Raw genomic sequence first — 19,872 nt, 5'->3', positions numbered from 1 at the left:
AAGTAGAGTAGATGTGCGGAATTGCAGGTGTTTTTTACCAAGATCCGAAAGACATGATATCCCCGCAAGTTTTGGTCAATATGGCGGCGATCATGCATCATCGAGGGCCAGACGGATATGGCTATAAAGTATTACCAGAAGCAGGTGTAGGTTTTAGCCACGCCCGATTGTCTATTATCGATTTAGATGAGAATCGAGGTCGACAGCCGTTCTTGTCACGAGACAACCGGTTGTTACTCGCGCACAACGGCGAATTTTATGACTTTCAACGTATTCGTGCGGAATTAACGGCCCAGGGCGCACGTTTCGCCAGTAAAAGTGACTCTGAAGTAGTTATTGAACTTTATCCCCGCAAAGGCTTATTTGATATGTTGCCGGACTTGCGTGGTGAATTTGCTTTTGCATTATACGACCAACAAGAAGACGAGCTGCACTTAGTACGTGACCGTTTTGGTATTAAGCCTTTGTATTACACAGAAACAGAGAAGGGCATTGTTTTTGGTTCTGAACTAAAAGTGCTTTTTGCTCACCCTGAAGTGAAACGCGAGTTCTCTTCAGAAGGTTTGTATCATCAGCTTATTCAAGTCATGGTTCCTGGCACGACAGCTTTTGAGGGCATTAAACAGGTAGCTCCTGGGCATGTGGTGACAGTGAAGCGCAATAACGGCAAATTGAGTGTCATAGAGCGTAAATATTGGGACGTAGACTTTCCTTTAGAGCATGAGCATGACAGTGACCCAGACGAAGATGCTTATGTTCAAGGTGTTAGAGAGAAATTATTAGAGGCTGTACAGCACCGCTTAACCGCCGACGTTCCGGTAGGCTCATATTTATCTGGTGGCATAGATTCGTGTTCTATTTTAGGTTTAGCCGCTGCTGCCAGTCAGAACCCAATTAAAGCTTTCACGATAGGTTTTGATTCAGCGGACTACGACGAAACACCGATAGCAAAAGAAATGGCAGAAGCAACCGGCGCTGATCATCATATTATGACGTTGAATGCTGACGACCTATATAGCCATTTCGAGCAAACACTGTGGCATACAGAGCGCACTATTTATAACACCCTTGGCGTTGCTAAATATTTAATGAGCCAACAGGTGAATGAAGCCAAATATAAAGTAGTGATGACGGGTGAGGGCTCTGACGAACTTTATGGCGGTTATCCGGCATTCCGTAAAGACCTATTTTTACATGGTTTAGACCATTTACCGCCGGAAGAGCGCAAAGAGTGGGAAGAGTTATTAGAAAAGAACAATAAACTTTTCAAAGGAGCCATGCTTGCTCGTGAAGAATTCGTGAGCGACGCGTTTGTGGACAAAATGGGCTTTACGCCAAGTTGCGTGCAGCCGTGGCTCTCTTGTTCTAGCTATGCCGACAAGCTTATAGCGAAGACTAGGCAGAGTGACCTTGAAGGGTATGATGCAGGTAGTGCCATAGCGAAAACGTTAGACGAAGACATGCTTAAAGAGCGTCATCCGCTCGACAAAGCGCAATATGTTTGGATTAAAACCATGTTGGAAGGGCAAATTCTAACTTGGGGTGGCGACCGTGTAGATATGGCTAATTCTATGGAAGCTCGTCCTGCGTTTCTTGACCACCACTTAGCAGAGCATGCGTTTAAAATCCCTCCTCATCTACGTATCCGTGGAAATAAGGAAAAATGGGTGCTGCGAGAAGCTATGAAAGGTTTGCTACCGGAAACCTTATATAAACGAGAGAAGTTTGCGTTTATGGCGCCTCCGGCGCATACCGACCCGAAAAAGTGGCAAGCAATGAAGAAGCTTGCCGACAAATACCTGAACAAAGAAAAAGTAGAAAGTGCAGGGCTGTTGGACTTTGAAGAAGTTGAAAAACTTTTTGAGATTCATAACGACCCTAACGTTACCGCTGAAATTCAAGTTCAGTTAGACGCGGTAATTAACCACATGTTGGGCGTTCAAATCTTGCATGAGTTCTTTGTGGCGACAGATGTCCCAGCAGACGCTGCCAAAAGAGCTGAAGCATTAGGTTGGCACGCTTAAACCCAAAAATGGGGTCAGAGCACTCAGTGCTCTGACCCCATTGTAATAAAGCTCAAACCCATACGTAGCAAAGCCTTAAGCTTCGTTTCTGGAAATATTGAAGCAAGTACGCTTTACAGTCGTTTAAGCATGAAAGGCATTGTTCAAAAAGGGGTTTTCTCAATTGAATGGTGGGGTCAGAGCACTTAGTGCTCTGACCCCATTTTATTAGTTTTGAGCGGAGCGTTCGGTGCGGCGTATTTCTACGACAACGCCGAATTTAGGATGATCGAAATAGTGTATTTCGTGGCTAATCACGCGTTTTACTTGATTCAGGTAATAGCTTCTAAGGAAGTCGATACTTTCTATTTCACCTTCTAAAAACGCTTCGGCTTGCTCTTGTGCGCTACTAAACTGCTGCGAGAACGAGGCCGGTTCTCTAAAGTTAAACTCGCCATCGATATGCAGGTAATTTCCGACAAGGTAAATTTGCATAAGGCCGTCGAACTCCCAAACATCTTGAGGCAGGTTCTGTGGCATAGTGTCAGGTTGTTCGGGCAAGCGTCGAATATTTTGCGCAGGGCCAACAAACCTGAACTCTCCGCGTTCAATAGCGGTAATAAGTTCTTCAATTGGAGTTAGTGGTTCGCTCGCTTCTTGAATGCCGTTTTCTAACTCGTCAATGAACAGCCAATCGGTTTCCTCTTCAGGTTTGGCGAAGCCTAAATAGTCAAAGTCTTGGGTAAAGTTAAGACCACCGAATAAGCGATGTGGGCGGCTTGTGGTTCGTCCGAATACGGGTTGGCGCCAACTCGAATGAAGTATTGGTGTTGCTGCATTTCTGCGAACGAGGTCGTTTCTGAGTTCAGTGAAGCGCAAGTTGTCTTGTGGCATTAAAAATGGAATTTGCGTGGTAAAAACGTCGCCACCTTCGCCAGCTACGACCACCGGTGTCGGATTGTAAACTTCCATACCAATTCGCTCTGCAGGCGCTGGATAAAGATTATCGGTAACAATACGCTCTTCGTGTAGCTTACAGAATATGTCGGAAGTGAAATCCGGTAGTGGTTCAATAGAGTAGCTTTCAATAGGCCAGTTTAAGTCGCCTACACCTGCTGGTAAGTCGGTCATCCAGCTACAACGGGGTAAAGCGTGCAATAAGCCATCGAGTTGTGGACGAAGCTTTGCACCAATTAATGAGCGAGCTCGGTTCACACGAATAGGGCGTATTTCAAGCGGGTATTGCTCTTGAATACTTGGGTTTTGGTCATTGTATTTAAAAACGAGTACTTCGACTTCAAACCAGCGGTAGCCGTCGTCGAGTGGCTCTTCTTGAGCTTGTGCAGCCGGTATTGCTGACAACGAAGCGAGAAGCGCGAAAACCCCAACTTTTAAATACCTTGAAACCACTATTGAGCTCCTTGTGAACTAACGTCAGCACCTTGTTCAAGTGCGCTTAACAAAGACTGTACCAGTTTTATTCTTGCTTGCGTATCTTCAGTTTCTTTTCTTAAGCGTAACTTGGTTGCACCTTCCATACCATACACTTGCGGCTCTTTTTGAATCAATTGAATGATAGACCCAGGCTCTACCGGTGTGGATGGATTAAAGTCGACTACCCCGCCTTGCGGGCCGATATCAATTTTACGTATGCCCAGTTTTACTGCAACAACACGCAATTCGCCAATACGGAACAAGTTTTTCGCGGGTTCGGGTAGTAACCCAAAGCGGTCGATAAGCTCAACTTGCAAGTCGTCGAACTCTTGTTTAGTCGCGGCTCCGGCAATCCGCTTGTACAAACTAAGTCGCGTGTTTACGTCGCGAATGTAGTCTTCAGGCAACAAGGCCGGAATACGCAGTTCAATTTCGGTTTGCAGTTCAAGCAATTTGTCGAGAGAGGGTTCTTTACCTTTTTGTAGTGACTGAACAGCTTCTTCCAGCATTTCCATATATAAGCTGAACCCGACAGACTCTATTTGTCCGCTTTGCTCGTCACCGAGAAGCTCGCCTGCGCCACGAATTTCAAGGTCATGTGTTGCCAATACGAATCCGGCACCCAGGTCTTCCAGTTGAGCAATAGCTTCCAGTCGTTTCGCTGCGTCTTTGGTCATGCGTTTCGGATGTGGCGTAAGTAAATAAGCATACGCTTGGTGGTGAGAACGTCCGACACGCCCCCTTAACTGGTGTAATTGAGCCAAGCCTAAGTTGTCGGCCCGGTCCATAATTATGGTGTTCGCGGACGGAATGTCGATTCCTGTTTCAATAATTGTTGTACACACCAATACATTGAACTTCTGGTGGTAAAACTCCGACATAATACGTTCGAGTTCGCGCTCGCCCATTTGTCCATGGGCGACTTGAATAGACGCTTCAGGCACCAACTCTTGTAAATGCTCGGCAGTTGCCGCAATGGTTTCTACATTATTGTGAAGGAAGTACACCTGACCACCGCGCAGTACTTCACGCAATATGGCCTCGCGTACAGTGGCTTTGTCGTATTCACGCACGAAAGTTTTTACAGCTAGCCTGCGCGCCGGGGGGGTAGCAATAACTGAAAGATCGCGAATTGAGTGCATCGCCATATTCAATGTTCTAGGAATAGGCGTAGCCGTTAGCGTAAGAATATCGACTTCAGCACGTAGGCGTTTAATTTGCTCTTTCTGTCGAACGCCAAAGCGGTGTTCTTCGTCGACAATCAAAAGACCCAAGTCGGCAAATTTAACGTCGTTCTGCAGCAATTTGTGCGTACCAATAACAATGTCTACCTTGCCATTCTCTAGGTCTTCTAAAACACCCTTGGTCTGCTTGTTCGAGCGAAAGCGAGATAAAACCTCTACACGCACGGGCCAGTCTGCGAAACGGTCCCGGAAGTTTTCAAAGTGCTGCTGCGCTAGTAGCGTTGTTGGAACCAGTACGGCAACTTGCTTTTGGTCATGTACTGCGGTGAATGCAGCTCGCATAGCCACTTCTGTTTTACCAAATCCCACGTCGCCACATACGAGGCGATCCATAGCCCGAGGTCGTTGCATGTCCTCAAGTACAGCTTGAATAGCTTGAACTTGGTCGTCTGTTTCGGTGAAAGGGAAGCCCGCAGCAAACTTTTGGTATTCCTCTTGTTCTAATATGAATGCATAGCCGGGCTTTGACTCGCGTTGAGAGTAAACGTCTAATAATTCTGCGGCTACGTCACGTACTTTCTCTGCTGCTTTCCTACGTGATTTCTCCCATTGGTCCGAGCCTAGCTTATTCAGTTGTACGGAGTCTGGATCGCCCCCACTGTAACGGCTAATCATCTGTAAATTACTGACCGGTACAAACAGTCTAGTGTTGTCGGCATAACCGAGAGTTAGGAACTCTGAAGCTACGCCGCCTGTGTCTAGTGTAGTGAGCCCTTGGTATTCGCCCACACCGTGCTGAATGTGGACTATCGGTTGACCAATGCGTAGTTCTGCTAAGTTGCGGATTAATGCGTCTGGGTTCTGCTGTTGTGAACTGTCGGTGCGTCTGCGTGTGTCGGGTCTCGCGCCAAGTAGTTCTGTCTCGGTAATAATCAGAAGCTGATCGGTAGCGAATGAATGCGATACCTGGCCCACCGCAATACCTAAGGGGACGGTTGCTTGCAAAAAGCTTTCAAAAGTGCCGAATGTAGGCGGACGTATACCAGCCTGCTTCAGTAAACCAAGAACACTTTCTCTACGTCCTGCAGACTCTGCTATAAAAAGAACACGCTTACCCTGTGTTTCAGCAGACTTAAGGGCTTTATTGAGCTTGTCGTACGGCTGCTTTTGCCGAGTATCAATTTTAATTTCGGGTATTGCTGTCGACGTGAACTCTTTTGGTCCTCTGGCGCGCGTACCTTCAGGGAGGTCTACACGAATACGCGGGAAGTTCGCCAATGAAGCATTAACTTGATCTTCCAGCAGGTAAATTTGCTCAGGGGGAAGTATGGGGTGTGATTTGTCCCATCTACGGTCTTCGTAGCGGTAACGAATGTCTTGCCAAAGTTTTGCTAGCTGACCTTGAATGTCGCCCTGTGTAAGCAGCAAACACTCCTCAGGTAAGTAATCGAACAAAGTTGCAGTGCTTTCAAAAAATAGCGGTAAATAGTACTCAATTCCTGCAGGCAGAATGCCTTGAGACACTTGCTGGTATATCGAGTCTTTCGCATTTTGTGCTTCAAACTGTTCACGGAACTGCTTACGAAATAGCTCAATACTTTCTTTAGTTGTTGGAAACTCACGCGCCGGGAGTAAGTTAACTTCGGGTACTTCTTCGGTAGAGCGCTGTGTTTCGGGGTCGAATATACGAATGCTGTCAATTTCGTCGTCGAAGTAGTCAATACGAAATGGGGTTTTATTACCCATGGGGAATATGTCGAGTATTGATCCTCGAATACCGTACTCACCATGCTCCATAACTTGCGCTACATGCCTGTATCCGGCTTTTTCTAATTGCGCACGAAGGTCCTCGGCGGGTTTGACGTCGCCTTTTTTCATGGCTAAAGCATGGCCGGTAATGAAATGGGTGGGCGCAACTCGGTGCAGTAAAGTATTGAGTGCAACAATATAAATGCCACTTCGCATCGTGGTCATTTGCGCAAGAATACTTAAACGGTCGGAAATAATATCTTGGTGCGGAGAAAAGCTATCGTAGGGAAGGGTTTCCCAGTCAGGAAGCACACAAACAGGCGTGTCTTCTTGTCCTAAAAAGAAATTAATTTCTTTTTCTAACCGGTACGCGGAAGGGGCGTCTGCAGTAACAATAACCATAGGCTTTTGCTCTGCTTTAAGGGCACTACTAATCGCAAGTGCCAAACTACTACCCACGAGGTTTTTCCAGGTAATATCGAGCTCTTTCGACTGACTCACTGGCGGTTCAAATAAAGAATATTTAGACATTAGGACAACAGCTTATGATTCGACTTAGAAAAAACCGCCACAGTATACAAGAAACTTCCCTTGAGGGTTTAACCTTTGCGATCTTCTGCGCGTTTTTTCAGCAAGCGGCTTTGTGCGTGCAAACTGGCGCGAACAATAATTTCTTGGTCGTCTTCTCGAATGAGGTTAAAAGCTAGCGTGACCTGCTGTTGCTCGCCGCTTGCAGTGACTTCAGCTACTTCGGCATACGCATATACTGCCGCTGCAATGTCGCGTAAAAATAGCTTAACTTGTGCTAGGTCACCTTCTTTAAAGCTATTCGCGGGAGCCTCTATTTTGAATCCTCCACCACCGTATTCGAGTGTTTGGAAACGGTGATCGCTGTCGTCCTCACGGCTCAGTACATAGCCGAGGAGTAAATTTAATTTGGTATTTTGCTGGTGCAGTACGTCTTGAATCACTTTCGCAATATCACCTAGACCACGAAGTGCTTGGGCACTGTTTTGGTCCACAGCACGAATATCGTTGGCTAACCGAAACACTTCTGGCACCTCGGATTCAAACACTTCAAAGCTGTCTGGAACTTGCTCTGCAGTAACAGGAATAACGCTTACAGGCACGGCTTCTGCAATGCAGTAAAACTCCTGATATCGTGCTAATGCGCTGTCGCTCATGGGAAACTCCATAGTTCTCTGTTGTGTCAAACCGTTCTAGTCATTATCCTTGAAGGATTGTTTTTAGCAAGCATCCGAATTTTCGGTGCTCTACATGGTAGTTGCATGTTTCAACCAGCCGAATTATTTATCGCTCTGCGTTATAGCAGAAGTAAAAGAAAAAAAGGCTTTGCCGCTTTTATACGACGAGTATCAACTTTTGGCATTACATTAGGTGTGATGGCATTAATTGTTGTGAGTTCCGTAATGAATGGCTTTGAACATGAATTAAAAGCCAGAATATTAGGGCTCGTTCCGCACGTCACTATTTCTCAAGCTGATACTGGGCGACTAGAGAACTGGCAAAGCACAGCCCAGGCAGTCGAGTTTCCCGCGCAAGTGCAAGCTTGGTCTCCTTTTTTAAGTGCTGACGGTTTAGTTCAAGGTACCCAGAACATGCAACCCGTTCGGCTACAAGGTGTATTTCCGGACCTTGAGCCACCGCAAAGCATTTTACAAAGCTCTATGGTGCAAGGCCGCCTCACTAACCTTGAACCCGGGGAATATGGCATTGTACTGGGAAGAAGTTTAGCGAACCAACTCAATGTTTGGATTGGCGATAGTGTTCGTGTAATGGCCGCTGAGGGCCAACGATATACATTGTTAGGAGCTATTCCAGCGCAAAGAAACTTTACTGTAGTGGGATTGTTCTCAGCTGGCTCGGAAGTTGATCAGCAAATTATATTTTTACATGGCGAAGACGCGCGTAGGCTGTTTCGCTATGAACCCGAGCAGGTCACTGCTATTCGCCTTTATTTGAAAGATGCATTTGCTGCACCTGCGGTAGTCGAACAGTTGAACCAAGCATTTGCAGAGGCAGAGATGAGTGGCATGAGTGTGCAAGGTTGGGAAAAGCGATACGGTCGTTTGTTCTCTGCAGTAAAAATGGAAAAAACCATGATGATGGTGATGCTGACATTGGTTGTTATCGTAGCTGCTTTTAATGCCATTTCCGCCCTTGTTATGTTAGTGCAGGACAAACGCGGTGACATTGCTGTGTTGCAAACCTTGGGCATGACACCCCACCGTATTTATCGCACGCTGATGTTACAAGGCGTATACACAGGAGGTGTGGGTGCAACCGTGGGTCTAGTTCTAGGGTTACTCATTACCGTGTCGTTAAATCCTATTTTGACAGCTGTGGGTGTGTCTATTTTCGGTCAAGGCGAAGCATTACCGTATGATTTTCAAATTGTGCAAATTCTCACAATTTTTGGTTTAGCAATTGTGCTCACCTTATTAGCAACCATTTACCCAGCCTTTCGGGCTGCGCAAATAAGACCCGCGGAGATACTACGGCATGAATAATTTGGTCGAAATTAACAATGTATTCAAAACATATGCCGATGGAGCAAGGGAAGTGCCGGTGCTGAAAGGCGTTTCTTTGAAACTTGCGAGCGACGACATGTTAGCTATCGTAGGCTCCTCTGGCTCTGGGAAAAGCACCTTACTTCATGTGCTAGGTGGGTTAGATACCGCTGACTCTGGCGAACTTCAGGTTGCAGGTGAGCAAATTGGTAAACTCAATACCAACCAACTTGCGAACTGGCGTAACCAGCATTTGGGGTTCGTGTATCAATTCCATCATTTGCTCAATGAATTCACCGCGCTGGAGAATGTTGCTATGCCTGCGCTGATCGCAGGCTTAAATCCTAAAGACGCGGAACAAGCAGCATTAGCTTTATTAGAACGTGTAGGGTTAAGCGAGCGAGCAAATCACTTACCGTCTCAACTTTCTGGTGGTGAGCGTCAGCGTATCGCAATTGCAAGAGCACTAGTCAACAAGCCGAAATTGGTGTTAGCGGACGAACCTACGGGTAACTTAGACGAAGACACCGCAGCACTAATTTACAAGCTTATGGTAGAGCTTAATCGTGAATTAGGAACCGCTTTTATTGTGGTTACCCATGACTATGAATTGGCTCGCGCATTGCCGAGAACTATGGCTATGGATCACGGTACATTGGTTGAGGCGTCTTAATGAACTTACCGTTGCAACTAGCTCGCCGCTTTCGAAAAACCAAAGGTAGTAATCGTTACTTAAACTTTATTTCATGGTCTTCTTCTGTGGGAATTGGTTTAGGCACAGCGATCATGATTATTTTGCTATCGGTCATGGACGGTTTTGAAGCTTCTCTTGAAAACGAGCTACTGGCGGTTGTTCCTCATGCTGAAGTTGAAGCAGTGCAAGGCGGTTTATTGAACTGGCGCAATGTAGTTGCAACAGCTGAGCAACATAGCAATGTTATTGCGGCTGCACCTAATATTCGATTTACCGGGTTGCTGCAACAAAACCAACAGTTTCATGGCGTGCAAGTTCGTGCAATAGACCTTGAGTTGGAACATCGTGTTTCAGACATTGAAAGTTACGTGTCTGCAGCGCATTGGCAAAACTTTCAAAATAACAGCGAAGGTATTCTGATTGGTCAGGGCTTAGCTGAGCAATTAGGAATTGAAATAGGGCAAACATTACAACTCATGTTGCCTGAATTAGGTGAACAGCGTTCGGTAGGTAGCCGCTTAAGTAAACCAAAACGATTTAATGCTGAAGTTGCGGGGTATTTTCAATTTGGTGGAGAGTTAGACTTTCGCACTGCTTTTATACACTTAACCAAAGGGCAAGAAGTTACACAGCTCGACGATAGTGCCAACGCTGTACGACTTAAACTTCGCGACATTTTTTCTGCGCCAAGTACCGTATCGGAAGTGGGGTATCAAACCAATGAATACGCTTACATGCATGACTGGATGAGAACCGAAGGTCACCTTTATAGAGATATCGAGCTAGTTAAAGTGGTAATGTATTTGGTGCTGGTATTGGTCATGGTGGTCGCTTCATTCAATATCGTGGCAACGCTCATGATGCAGGTTGAGGAAAAGAAGGCCTCGATCGCTATTTTAAAAACTATGGGTATAAAAGACCGAACCTTGGTACAAACATTTGTATGGCAGGGCGCGTTAAGTGGTATTCCAGGAGCTATTGTAGGTGCATTTGTGGGCGTTATTGGCGCTATTCAATTGCCTACGTTTGTTGCCGCCATAGAACGACTGACCGGAGCTACAGTGTTGCCAGCGGATATTTATTTTATTAGCCGAATTCCAACGCAAGTGGCCTGGCAAGATGTTTTATTTGTAACCGTAGTGGCTATTGTCGCAAGCTTACTTGCTACGATTCACCCAGCCCGTAAAGCGGCGCAAGTGGCTCCTGCGGAATCGTTACGACACCGTTAACCTTCAGTCCGTAACCGGCGTGCTTCACGCCGAGCATTCCATGCACTTCTCACCGCATGTCGCCACATGCTGCGCACAACTATATAGCCCGTTAAGCCCGCGAGAGAACCGATAACGATGCTGCCGAGCATGAGGGCTGGCAGAATGTTTAAAATGCCTGAAGTAAACCAAGCGATACTCATCTCAAATTGGAAAGACTGTCCCGGTTGCTGCAGTAAAAACGTTCCTACTTTGTAAGAAGCGTATACAAAAGGGGTAATCGTGAGTGGGTTAGTGATCCACACTAACGCGACCGACAAAGGTACGTTTACGCGTGTCATGACTGCAAGGGCTGCAGCAATAAGCATATGTAACGGGAAAGGTAAGAACGCTACGAAGAGTCCAATCGCGAAAGCCCCTGATGCACTGCGCCTATTCAAGTGCCAATAGTTCGGGTTGTGCACCCAACTCCCCAAAATACGCAATGACTTCACAGATTGAAGCTTGCGCGGATCGGGTATTAGTCCTTGAATAAACTTTTTAGGCATGGACGCTCAAACTCTTCATGAAATTAACGTATTTCCCATGGGTTGTTGGCACAATAGGTGGTTTACTGAGTTCACCCCTAATGCCAGTGTTGAGCCCATTATGGGGTATAACTGTTGCACTTCTATTAGCCACAGTGTGTGTAGCTTTACAAAAGCTGCCACACATTATTTCAAAGCTTGTTTTTGCACCGCTGAATTTGCAGTCTTTTTACATTATAGACGGCTGCAAACTGTTGGGTGGCGTATTGTGCGGTATGTCGTGGGTAATTTTCAATCTATCCATGCAATTTTCCTGGCAACTTGACCATACACATTGGCGCGAACCTACACGTATTCATCTTCAGGTTGAGTCGTTGGCGGAAAGTGACGATTTGCGAACTAGGCTCGATGGCTGTTTAACACAAGCTCCAACCAGCTGGCAGATACCTAACCGTGCCTGCCCTCTCAAAGTTAGGGTGTATTGGTATGCAGACGAAAGACCAAAAGTGAGAGCCGGAGAAACATGGTCGTTTGTGGCTCGTTTAAAGCCGAGTGCCGCAACATTAAACCCTGGATTATTCGACTATCAAAAATACCTAGCTCGTCATCGTATTCGTTTACTTGGTTCGGTTACAGAAGGAAAAAAGCTTAGCTCAGCACGTGCTTTGAGTGTTGCTGCAATGCGGCAGCATGCATTTGAAGCATTAGAGCAAGAGCGTGACGAGCTCGGTTATGCCGGTTTAATCCTTGCCCTAGGTCTAGGAGAGCGGCAGTGGTTAACAACCGAACAGTGGGATACTTTGCGAAGAACAGGGCTTTCGCATGTTGTCGCTATTTCTGGGTTGCACCTTAGTTTGGTTTTCACATTTTGCATCTTGCTACTCAAGCGTTGTGTAAGCGTTCGGTGGCTATCGAAGTGGAGCTACTTTCATAGACACTCAGAACTGCTCAACAGGGTAAGAAAAATACTTATTTTTGCTAGTGGTTTTGCTTTAGCCTTTTTCTATGCCGCGCTAGCGGGCTTTCCTATAACCACCCTTCGAGCACTCATACTAATTTTAGTGGTGGGTTTTGCTATGCTTAGCCGTGAACACAGCGGCATGCTGAAAATATGGTTTTATGCGGTGTTGCTGATTCTATGGTTAGACCCATTAGCTTATTTGGATACGGGCTTTTGGTTATCCATTTGTGCCGTGCTGAGCATTTTCGTTTGGCATTGGCGCGAGCGCGTAGCCTCAAGTCAAAACTTAGTCCGCAAATGGCAAATACTTTGGCGCTTCGAAGTCATGTTACTGATTATGCTATTGCCGGTTTCTATTTTGTTTTTTCAAGGTATTGCTTGGCTAGCTCCAGTCACCAATGTATTACTTATTCCGGTCTTTACCGCGTTACTTATTCCTATCACTTTAATTTCCATCGTCGCTTCATGGTTTTGGCCCCAGTTAGCCAATACCCTGTGGTGGTTATTAGATAAAGTCTATCAAGCTATGTTTTCGGTACTCGATCGTGTGGCAGCAGCAGAGTTTGCTTGGTTCGAGGTATGGGATCCATTTTGGGGTTGGTGGCTCTTCGCTTCAGTACTTTGCTGTTACTTACCCTTTCGGTTTAAGTATAAGGTTGCTGTGTTTGTTACTTTGGTTATCTTCGCCGCCCTGTATGCACTGAACAAATCTTCCTCAGCTTTTGCTATTCATGTGTTAGACGTTGGACAGGGGAACGCTATCGTTATTGAGCAAGGAGGCCGCAGTGCAGTTATTGATACAGGACCCGCGTACCATACCGGTTACAGTGCTGGCGCAAGTACGGTTATTCCATTTCTAAAGCGCCGCGGTTTAATTCTCGATTGGGGCGTGGTGTCTCACCAACACCTTGATCATAGCGGAGGACAAGCCGCATTGCAGGAAGCTTTCCCTAATGCGCTTTGGTTAGATAATAATAATGCCGCACAGGGATGTTATTTTGGCCAGCATTGGCGCTGGCAGGAGGTGACTGTGCGCGTGTTAGCGCCATTACCCGGCCCTAGGTTTGGTCAAAATAACGACAGTTGCGTTATATCTGTAGAGTATCAAAACCAACGGGTTTTGCTTCCCGGAGACAGTGGTTATATCAATGAGTTAAGGCTATATGGGCGTTACCAAGACATGTTAAAGCATGACATATTGTTGGTGTCTCACCATGGTTCTAAACGGTCGAGTCAGCCGGAGTTCTTAGACGCGGTAGCCCCTGACATAGCGGTGGTTAGCCGCGGCTTTGCCAATCAGTTTGGTATGCCTAATCAAGAAGTTTTAGCGCGCTATGCTAATCGCAATATCGACTTTTATGACACAGGGCGGCATGGTCAGGTTTCATTGTTATTTAAAGAAAATGAGTGGCAAGTGAGACTGGCACGACCGCTAGAAAACACACCGTGGTTTCATCAACTTCCCGCAGAGTAGCTAGTCATTTCACCGCAAGACAATGTACAATGAAAACAGATCGTAAAAATAAGCGAATTGCATGGACTCTAATACACAACGCCAAAGAAGTTTTCGTCGTCTAGTACAGTACATCAAACCTTTTCGGCTCGCTTTTGCTTTAGCCATCATTGGTATGATTGGCTATGCGGGCGTCGACACGTTTTTCTTCTACCATATCGAAACCCTCATTGACGAAGGCTTAGGTGCAAGTAACCCGAAAATATTGGTGTATGGGGCTATATTCGTTCCTTTCGTGTTTATTCTTCGTGGCTTCTTTAACTTTATTTCAAGCTACTTTCTTAGCTATGTGGGCTTTCATGTCGTGACAAACCTAAGACAAGAATTGTTCGAACACTTAATGCGCGTTCCAGTGTCTTATCACGACAAAATGTCGACCGGTGATCTGATCTCAAAAATAACCTACGACACTCAGCAGCTCGCTGAAGCTTCTAGCCGAGCCATTCTCACCATGGTTCGTGAAGGTGCGTTCGTAATAGGCCTTGTGTCGTTAATGATTTACCACAGCTGGCAGTTGTCGCTTGTGTTTCTGCTGATTGGCCCGGTGGTTGGCAAGGTGGTTACCGTGGTGTCGCGCAAATTTAGGCATACCAGTGGCAAAATTCAAACTGCAATGGGCAACGTAACGACAACTGCAGAGCAAATGATTAACGGTCATAAAGTTGTTGTAATGTTTGAAGGGCAAGAAAAAGAAGCGTCTCGGTTTTCGGGTATTAATCAGTCTACCCGTCAGCAGAACTTAAAACTGGTCAATATTCGCACCATCAGCACCTCAATTATTCAACTTATAGCGTCACTGAGCCTTTCCATGGTGCTCTTTATCGCAAGCTTCCCGTCTATGCTTGAAGACTTAACTCCAGGCGCATTTACTACGCTACTGACGAGCATGATCATGCTATTACGACCGTTGAAGCAATTAACCAATGTGAACGCAGACTTACAACGAGGTTTAGCGGCTGCAGCAAGTGTATTCGAAGTATTGGATCAGCCGAAAGAACAAGACCAAGGCACATACGACGCGAAGCGTGTAAAAGGTGACTTAAGCTTTAACAATGTTTTGTTTCGTTATGTAGAAGGTGAAGAAGCAGCATTAAAAAACATCTCGTTTAATGTTCCTGCGGGTAAGTCGGTTGCGTTAGTGGGGCGCTCTGGTAGTGGTAAATCAACGGTTTCAAACTTGCTCACCCGTTTTTATGACATTGAAAGTGGTGAAATACTCGTAGATGACAAGAACGTCCAAGACTACACTTTGAAGTCTTTACGTAAGCAATTTGCAGTCGTTTCGCAAAACGTGACGCTATTCAATGACACGATTGCCAACAACATAGCCTACGGCGCAGGTAAAGAAGTAACCCGTGAAGACATCGAGAGGGCGGTGAAGCTAGCCTACGTCGATGAATTTACAGACAACTTGCCGAATGGTTTAGAAACAATGGTAGGAGAAAATGGTGTGATGTTGTCTGGCGGACAGCGTCAGCGAATAGCCATTGCTCGTGCGTTATTAAGAGACGCGCCTATTCTTATCCTAGATGAGGCAACTAGCGCATTAGACACAGAGTCTGAGCGTCATATTCAAAAAGCTCTCGACAACTTACAGCAAGATCGTACGTCACTCATTATTGCGCATCGGTTGTCTACGATTGAGCAAGCAAACGAAATATTGGTGTTAGACCACGGTCAAATCATTGAACGTGGTACACACGACAGTTTACTGGAACAAAAGGGTGCTTACGCGCAGCTTTACAATATGCAGTTCGGTGGTATTCAGTGAGTCACAAAATTGAACATTGGTGGTATGAAAAGAAACTAGCGTGGCAACTATTCCCGTTGGTGCCTTTGTCGTTTGTGTTTAGTGTGCTGGCTGCACTTCGCCGGTTTTTGTTCTGGTGCAAAATCAAACGTACTTGGAAGGCACCCGTTCCGGTAGTGGTTGTAGGCAATGTAACGGTTGGTGGTACAGGTAAAACACCTACTGTGCTGTCTATTGTGGAGCTGCTCAAACAAGCGGGCTTGAAACCAGGCATAGTTTCGCGAGGGTACGGTAGTGAAGGGCCATACCCTGCACTGGTGACTAGCGCTTCTTGCCCAAGCCGCGTAGGTGACGAGCCAGCGATGCTTCATAAATTAAGCGGTGTTCCGGTAGCTGTAGATCCAGTAAGAAAGAAAGCCGCGCAGCATTTATTAGAGCAATGCGACGTGAATGTTATTGTTGCCGACGATGGCCTACAGCATTACGCACTTGGTCGCGACATTGAACTAAGTGTCGTGGATGGCCGTAGAGAGTTTGGAAATCAATGGTTGTTACCGGCAGGACCTATGCGCGAAAGGGTCAAGCGTTTGCAAAAGGTAGACTGGGTATTATTGAATTCGCCTTCGGAAAGCTTCTCTGAGTCTCTTGAGTCTTTGCCTGCCGTACCTATGGAGCTCAGAAGCGTTGGCTGGCGCCGAGTAACCGACGACTCTGAAATTGAAGTTCCAGACGGCGAAACAGCAATTGTGATTGCCGGGATTGGACATCCAGAGCGGTTTTTCAATACGGTGCGCGAGCAAGGAATTCAAATTGCTGAAACACGCGTGTATCCAGACCATTACCAGTACAGCTCGCAAGATTTTTATCGTGTGAGCAACCAGTTTCCAGTGCTTATGACTGAAAAAGATGCCGTAAAGGTTAAGTCTTTTGCTCGACCGCATTGGTATTATTTAAAAGTTGAAATGGCGTTTCCTGAAACCTTTAAAGAAGCGTTAATTGCTCGGGTTTTAGAAACCCAAACAAAACTGTCAGAGGTGAACTCGAATGAGCGTTCCGGCAAACCTGCTTAGTATTCTTGCCTGTCCTTCATGCAAAGGAAAGTTAGTGTGGGGAGAAAATCGTGAGTCTCTAATTTGTAGAGGCGAACGTTTGTCGTATCCTGTGCGCGATGGCATTCCTGCATTAATTAGGGTTGAAGCAACCGAACTTTCACCTGAAGAATTAGAAAAGGTAGATAAGGCATGAGCTTTACGGTCATCATTCCAGCGCGTTATAACTCGTCAAGATTACCGGGTAAGCCATTAGCAGACATCAACGGTAAGCCAATGATTCAGCATGTGATGGAACGTGCTGAAGCTAGTGGCGCTGCTGAAGTTGTAGTGGCGACAGATGATGAGCGTATATTCAAAGTAGTGACTGACTTAGGCGGTCACGCCATGATGACGTCTCCTGATCATACTTCTGGAACCGAGAGGCTTGCGGAAGTTATTGAAAAGTTGGCGTTGGCAGAGAATGAAGTTGTGGTGAATGTTCAGGGTGATGAGCCGTTAATTCCACCTGAGATTATTCATCAAGTTGCAGAAAATCTGCAAGCACAGCGTTCTGCACCGATGGCTACACTGGCTGTACCGCTCACCGATGCTGAAGAAATTTTCAACCCAAATGCTGTAAAAGTGGTTCGTGATTTATCGGGCTATGCAATGTACTTCAGCCGGGCTCCAATTCCTTATGATCGCGAGCGCTTCAAACAGGGTTCCGCTCCTGGAGTAACGCAAGAAGTAATAGAATCGACGTGGGCTCGCCATATTGGTATTTACGCGTACAGAGCAGGATTTGTGGCGCGTTATGCAGAATGGGAGCCTAGCCCAATCGAAATCACGGAGTCGTTAGAGCAGCTTCGTGTACTTTGGCATGGTGAGAAAATTCATGTTGCCGACGCAATACGTACACCCCCGGCAGGTGTAGATACCGAGGATGACCTAAAACTGGTTCGTCAACAAATCAGTCAATAAACTCAATGTGCCCGACCTATTAAAGGTTGGGCACTATAAAACGTGCGAAAAGCATAATTGAACAAACACTCCACAAACCAAGGCTTAATATAGGTACAAACTGAAGCAGTTTGGCGGTGGCACTAGTTTTCTCTGCTCCATGATGCAAAATACGCGGCATATGAGGGTCTAAATTGCATTGGCTCTGATCAAACGCTCTTACATTTGCTTTGTGAAAATCTAAATACGCTAAGCCACTTTTAATCTTATTGTAAAACATTAGGTTAATTACCAACCCGAATATAATCAGAATGGAAACCATCCAAGGATCGGTACTTTCCATGTCCCGCTCTATTAAAATGGCGAATGCCGTTAACAGTGCCGTCATAAACGTGACAAGCATACCAAGCTTGGTCCAATTTAGGTTGTCTTCATGCATGTATAGGTCGGCTGCAGTTTGAGACTTCTCAACCAACTGAGTCAGTGCTTCAGAACCTTTGCCTCTAGCCATTCGTGTTTCGGGTAAGCTTCCTTTTTTACTAAAGCACCAAATTGAGCGGGTACGTATTTCACCATCAAAATCAGGAGGCGGCGTTAAATCCCAAAGATGTTTAAATCCAGCTCTTTGGTGAAACTCGATCGACTTTGTATTCAGAGGCTCATTAACGACGGCTGCAAGTGCATAATCCTGTCTCATCTCTTTGAATAGCTTATTGTAGAGTTTGAATGCTGCTCCTCTAACTTTGCTGTCACGATTGGCACAGATCTGTTTGATAAGAACAAAGTCCTCGATAACGGAGAACCTTAGGCAAGAGTTAATGACTTCTTCGGGTTTGATGCTGTCGCGACTGTAGGCAAGAAGAAAAGCGTCGATGGTGCCGTCTGTTTCTGCAATCCAAAAGTACTCTGCTGAATCAACGTACTGGTGGTAGGTTTCTTTGCTGAAGTTAGAAATCAAAAATCCAGTTCTTTCGGGCGCTTCTTGGTTGCTCAGCAACCACTGCTCTGCGAGTGCATGAATGTGATCAACGTCTTCGTGGGTTGCGACTCTAATGTCCATGGTGGCGAATACTCCTGTAACAACTTGAAGCGTGAGAATACTAGAAAGGAGGGCCGAGTTGCAAAAGAGTTACCAAGGTAGAACGAGCTGTTCTTGGTCATCTCCAGCTTGTTGGTCTTCCTGTGCTTGTAGTTGCGCGAGAAAGGCTGCTTTTCGCTTCTGGCGTAAACTGAGTTTTCGTAAAATCTCTGAACGTTCGGCTTCTGGCTTGTTATGCCAGTCAAAGCGTTCTTCGCGCGATCGTAGACATCCTTTACAGTAGCCTTTTGGACCAGACTCACATACGCCTATACAAGGGTTGGGTAGCTTGAACATCTCGATTTGTTCTAGAGGTTGATCACTCATTGTTTGCTTCCTCTAGTCGTTGTTTTTTACGATAGTGTTGAGGTGCAGAACCTGTATGCTTTTTGAATAATCGAGAAAAATAGTAGGGGTCGTCAAACCCTAAAGTTTGGCTGATTTGCCGAACTGTGTGTTCGCCTTCCTTAAGCATTTGCGCAGCCTGTTGAACTTTCATGTGCGTAAAGTACTGCAATGGTGACAATCCGGTAACCTTTCTGAATCGTTTACTAAAGTGAAACTTCGAGAGCCCTGAAAAACGCGCTAACTCTTCTAATTGTAGCGTTTTATGACTGTTGTCGCGCATAAACCGGTCTAATGCTTCTAAATCAAATTCATTTCTATCAGAACTTTCTTTGTTTGCTAGCAAAGGAATTTCGCTGAGCAGTTTGCGTAATAGGGAGCTGGCTAGTATGCCTTTATCTAACGAAAGTCGATCATGTTGGAGGTTTAATAGTTGAGTAACCTCAGCGAGAAGAGGTCGCCAATTGCTTAAGGTGATCACGGGCCGGAAGTTTCGTTGGAAGGCACTTTTTAAATTAAGTGGAATACCAATATAGTCCATGAATTGCTCTACGCGTTCACCGTCAAAATGAGCCCAATAAATACTCCATGGCTGGTTCGTGTCTGACTGGTAAGTGTGGCTAACTCCCTTAGGTAAAACAAGTATTTGCCCGGGCACTAAATAGCCTTGGTGCCTACCTATACGGAACTTGCCGCGTCCTCCATGACAGAAAATAAGTAAGTAGTCGGTATGAACATTTCTTCTTACCACGTGTCCGGTAGCGTCTAAATAGTGACCATAGGCAATAGGATACAAATCGCGCGACAAAGGGTGCTGTTGCAATTGTTGCAATAGGGGCTGAGGCAAAATAAGTCTGGAACTTCCCGACGGAAGTGGCCAATTTGAAGGTTGACTCATGCAGCT

Annotated in this window: 16 protein-coding genes; 9 read left to right on the top strand and 7 right to left on the bottom strand. The window is 45.9% G+C overall.

Translation table 11 applies throughout. The features are described from left to right. Nucleotides 1–11: 11 nt before the first annotated feature. Nucleotides 12–2,024, top strand: a complete 2,013-nt coding sequence (gene asnB, locus EYQ95_RS04625; RefSeq protein WP_111913877.1) for an asparagine synthase (glutamine-hydrolyzing) — start codon at nt 12–14, stop codon at nt 2,022–2,024. A 207-nt stretch (nt 2,025–2,231) separates the two neighbouring features. Here asnB and EYQ95_RS04620 read toward each other — a convergent pair whose 3' ends face one another. The 3 genes from EYQ95_RS04620 to EYQ95_RS04610 all read right to left on the bottom strand — a co-directional run bounded on the left by EYQ95_RS04620 (nt 2,232) and on the right by EYQ95_RS04610 (nt 7,554). Next, nucleotides 2,232–3,413 carry a CsiV family protein gene (locus EYQ95_RS04620; protein ID WP_165831906.1) on the bottom strand — a complete coding sequence of 394 codons (1,182 nt, stop codon included), beginning with the start codon at nt 3,411–3,413 and terminating at the stop codon, nt 2,232–2,234. After that, nucleotides 3,413–6,901 (bottom strand): transcription-repair coupling factor, encoded by a 3,489-nt coding sequence (gene mfd / locus EYQ95_RS04615; RefSeq protein ID WP_111913879.1) that lies wholly within the window; start codon nt 6,899–6,901, stop codon nt 3,413–3,415. The genes EYQ95_RS04620 and mfd overlap by 1 nt, the downstream gene beginning before the upstream one ends. A 68-nt stretch (nt 6,902–6,969) precedes the next feature. After that, entirely contained in the window at nt 6,970–7,554 is a 585-nt protein-coding gene (locus tag EYQ95_RS04610; protein WP_111913880.1) for a PilZ domain-containing protein, read from the bottom strand. Nucleotides 7,555–7,659: 105 nt separating this feature from the next. Here EYQ95_RS04610 and EYQ95_RS04605 point away from each other — a divergent pair, with 105 nt between their 5' ends. From EYQ95_RS04605 to EYQ95_RS04595, 3 genes are read left to right on the top strand one after another with little or no spacing between them, the layout of a single operon-like run. Then, the gene (locus EYQ95_RS04605; RefSeq protein WP_111913881.1) at nt 7,660–8,901 is read left to right on the top strand and encodes a lipoprotein-releasing ABC transporter permease subunit; all 1,242 of its coding nucleotides are present in this window, start codon (nt 7,660–7,662) and stop codon (nt 8,899–8,901) included. Continuing rightward, a complete protein-coding gene (gene lolD / locus EYQ95_RS04600) occupies nt 8,894–9,574 on the top strand; it encodes a lipoprotein-releasing ABC transporter ATP-binding protein LolD (RefSeq protein WP_111913882.1) in 681 nt (226 codons plus the stop codon). Before EYQ95_RS04605 ends, lolD begins: the two co-directional genes overlap by 8 nt. Further along, a complete protein-coding gene (locus tag EYQ95_RS04595) occupies nt 9,574–10,824 on the top strand; it encodes a lipoprotein-releasing ABC transporter permease subunit (RefSeq protein ID WP_111913883.1) in 1,251 nt (416 codons plus the stop codon). The genes lolD and EYQ95_RS04595 overlap by 1 nt, the downstream gene beginning before the upstream one ends. On the opposite strand, the gene EYQ95_RS04590 is transcribed toward EYQ95_RS04595, so the two are convergent. Next, entirely contained in the window at nt 10,821–11,351 is a 531-nt protein-coding gene (locus EYQ95_RS04590; RefSeq protein WP_111913884.1) for a DUF2062 domain-containing protein, read from the bottom strand. The genes EYQ95_RS04595 and EYQ95_RS04590 overlap by 4 nt on opposite strands. A 17-nt stretch (nt 11,352–11,368) precedes the next feature. Here EYQ95_RS04590 and EYQ95_RS04585 point away from each other — a divergent pair, with 17 nt between their 5' ends. The 5 genes from EYQ95_RS04585 (at nt 11,369) to kdsB (ending at nt 17,566) form a co-directional block, all read left to right on the top strand. Further along, the gene (locus EYQ95_RS04585) at nt 11,369–13,765 is read left to right on the top strand and encodes a DNA internalization-related competence protein ComEC/Rec2 (protein ID WP_111913885.1); all 2,397 of its coding nucleotides are present in this window, start codon (nt 11,369–11,371) and stop codon (nt 13,763–13,765) included. A 61-nt stretch (nt 13,766–13,826) separates the two neighbouring features. Beyond that, nucleotides 13,827–15,575: a lipid A export permease/ATP-binding protein MsbA gene (msbA, locus tag EYQ95_RS04580; RefSeq protein WP_111913886.1), complete on the top strand. Its 1,749-nt coding sequence runs from the start codon at nt 13,827–13,829 to the stop codon at nt 15,573–15,575. Then, on the top strand, nt 15,572–16,624 hold the full coding sequence (gene lpxK / locus EYQ95_RS04575) for a tetraacyldisaccharide 4'-kinase (protein ID WP_111913887.1): 1,053 nt from the start codon (nt 15,572–15,574) through the stop codon (nt 16,622–16,624). Before msbA ends, lpxK begins: the two co-directional genes overlap by 4 nt. Next, on the top strand, nt 16,599–16,799 hold the full coding sequence (locus tag EYQ95_RS04570; RefSeq protein WP_111913888.1) for a Trm112 family protein: 201 nt from the start codon (nt 16,599–16,601) through the stop codon (nt 16,797–16,799). The genes lpxK and EYQ95_RS04570 overlap by 26 nt, the downstream gene beginning before the upstream one ends. Continuing rightward, on the top strand, nt 16,796–17,566 hold the full coding sequence (gene kdsB / locus EYQ95_RS04565; protein ID WP_111913889.1) for a 3-deoxy-manno-octulosonate cytidylyltransferase: 771 nt from the start codon (nt 16,796–16,798) through the stop codon (nt 17,564–17,566). Before EYQ95_RS04570 ends, kdsB begins: the two co-directional genes overlap by 4 nt. 19 nt (nt 17,567–17,585) lie before the next feature. Here kdsB and EYQ95_RS04560 read toward each other — a convergent pair whose 3' ends face one another. The 3 genes from EYQ95_RS04560 to EYQ95_RS04550 form a co-directional block, all read right to left on the bottom strand. Beyond that, on the bottom strand, nt 17,586–18,605 hold the full coding sequence (locus EYQ95_RS04560; protein ID WP_111913890.1) for a GNAT family N-acetyltransferase: 1,020 nt from the start codon (nt 18,603–18,605) through the stop codon (nt 17,586–17,588). A gap of 69 nt (nt 18,606–18,674) precedes the next feature. Beyond that, nucleotides 18,675–18,950, bottom strand: a complete 276-nt coding sequence (locus EYQ95_RS04555; RefSeq protein WP_111913891.1) for a DUF1289 domain-containing protein — start codon at nt 18,948–18,950, stop codon at nt 18,675–18,677. Further along, on the bottom strand, nt 18,943–19,866 hold the full coding sequence (locus EYQ95_RS04550; RefSeq protein WP_111913892.1) for an AraC family transcriptional regulator: 924 nt from the start codon (nt 19,864–19,866) through the stop codon (nt 18,943–18,945). Before EYQ95_RS04550 ends, EYQ95_RS04555 begins: the two co-directional genes overlap by 8 nt. Between the last annotated feature and the right edge of the window lie 6 nt (nt 19,867–19,872).

This window comes from Lysobacter sp. N42 (genome assembly GCF_004344885.1).
Note: the sequence above shows the minus strand (reverse complement) of the source record. Positions and strands in the feature narration are given on the sequence as shown.

Coding starts and splice junctions, on each gene's coding strand:
- EYQ95_RS04590 (WP_111913884.1), bottom strand. CDS start 11,351: ATGCCTAAAAAGTTTATTCAAGGACTAATACCCGATCCGCGCAAGCTT.
- mfd (WP_111913879.1), bottom strand. CDS start 6,901: ATGTCTAAATATTCTTTATTTGAACCGCCAGTGAGTCAGTCGAAAGAG.
- asnB (WP_111913877.1), top strand. CDS start 12: ATGTGCGGAATTGCAGGTGTTTTTTACCAAGATCCGAAAGACATGATA.
- msbA (WP_111913886.1), top strand. CDS start 13,827: ATGGACTCTAATACACAACGCCAAAGAAGTTTTCGTCGTCTAGTACAG.
- EYQ95_RS04610 (WP_111913880.1), bottom strand. CDS start 7,554: ATGAGCGACAGCGCATTAGCACGATATCAGGAGTTTTACTGCATTGCA.
- kdsB (WP_111913889.1), top strand. CDS start 16,796: ATGAGCTTTACGGTCATCATTCCAGCGCGTTATAACTCGTCAAGATTA.
- EYQ95_RS04570 (WP_111913888.1), top strand. CDS start 16,599: ATGAGCGTTCCGGCAAACCTGCTTAGTATTCTTGCCTGTCCTTCATGC.
- EYQ95_RS04595 (WP_111913883.1), top strand. CDS start 9,574: ATGAACTTACCGTTGCAACTAGCTCGCCGCTTTCGAAAAACCAAAGGT.
- EYQ95_RS04550 (WP_111913892.1), bottom strand. CDS start 19,866: ATGAGTCAACCTTCAAATTGGCCACTTCCGTCGGGAAGTTCCAGACTT.
- EYQ95_RS04585 (WP_111913885.1), top strand. CDS start 11,369: ATGAAATTAACGTATTTCCCATGGGTTGTTGGCACAATAGGTGGTTTA.
- lolD (WP_111913882.1), top strand. CDS start 8,894: ATGAATAATTTGGTCGAAATTAACAATGTATTCAAAACATATGCCGAT.
- EYQ95_RS04560 (WP_111913890.1), bottom strand. CDS start 18,605: ATGGACATTAGAGTCGCAACCCACGAAGACGTTGATCACATTCATGCA.
- EYQ95_RS04605 (WP_111913881.1), top strand. CDS start 7,660: ATGTTTCAACCAGCCGAATTATTTATCGCTCTGCGTTATAGCAGAAGT.
- EYQ95_RS04555 (WP_111913891.1), bottom strand. CDS start 18,950: ATGAGTGATCAACCTCTAGAACAAATCGAGATGTTCAAGCTACCCAAC.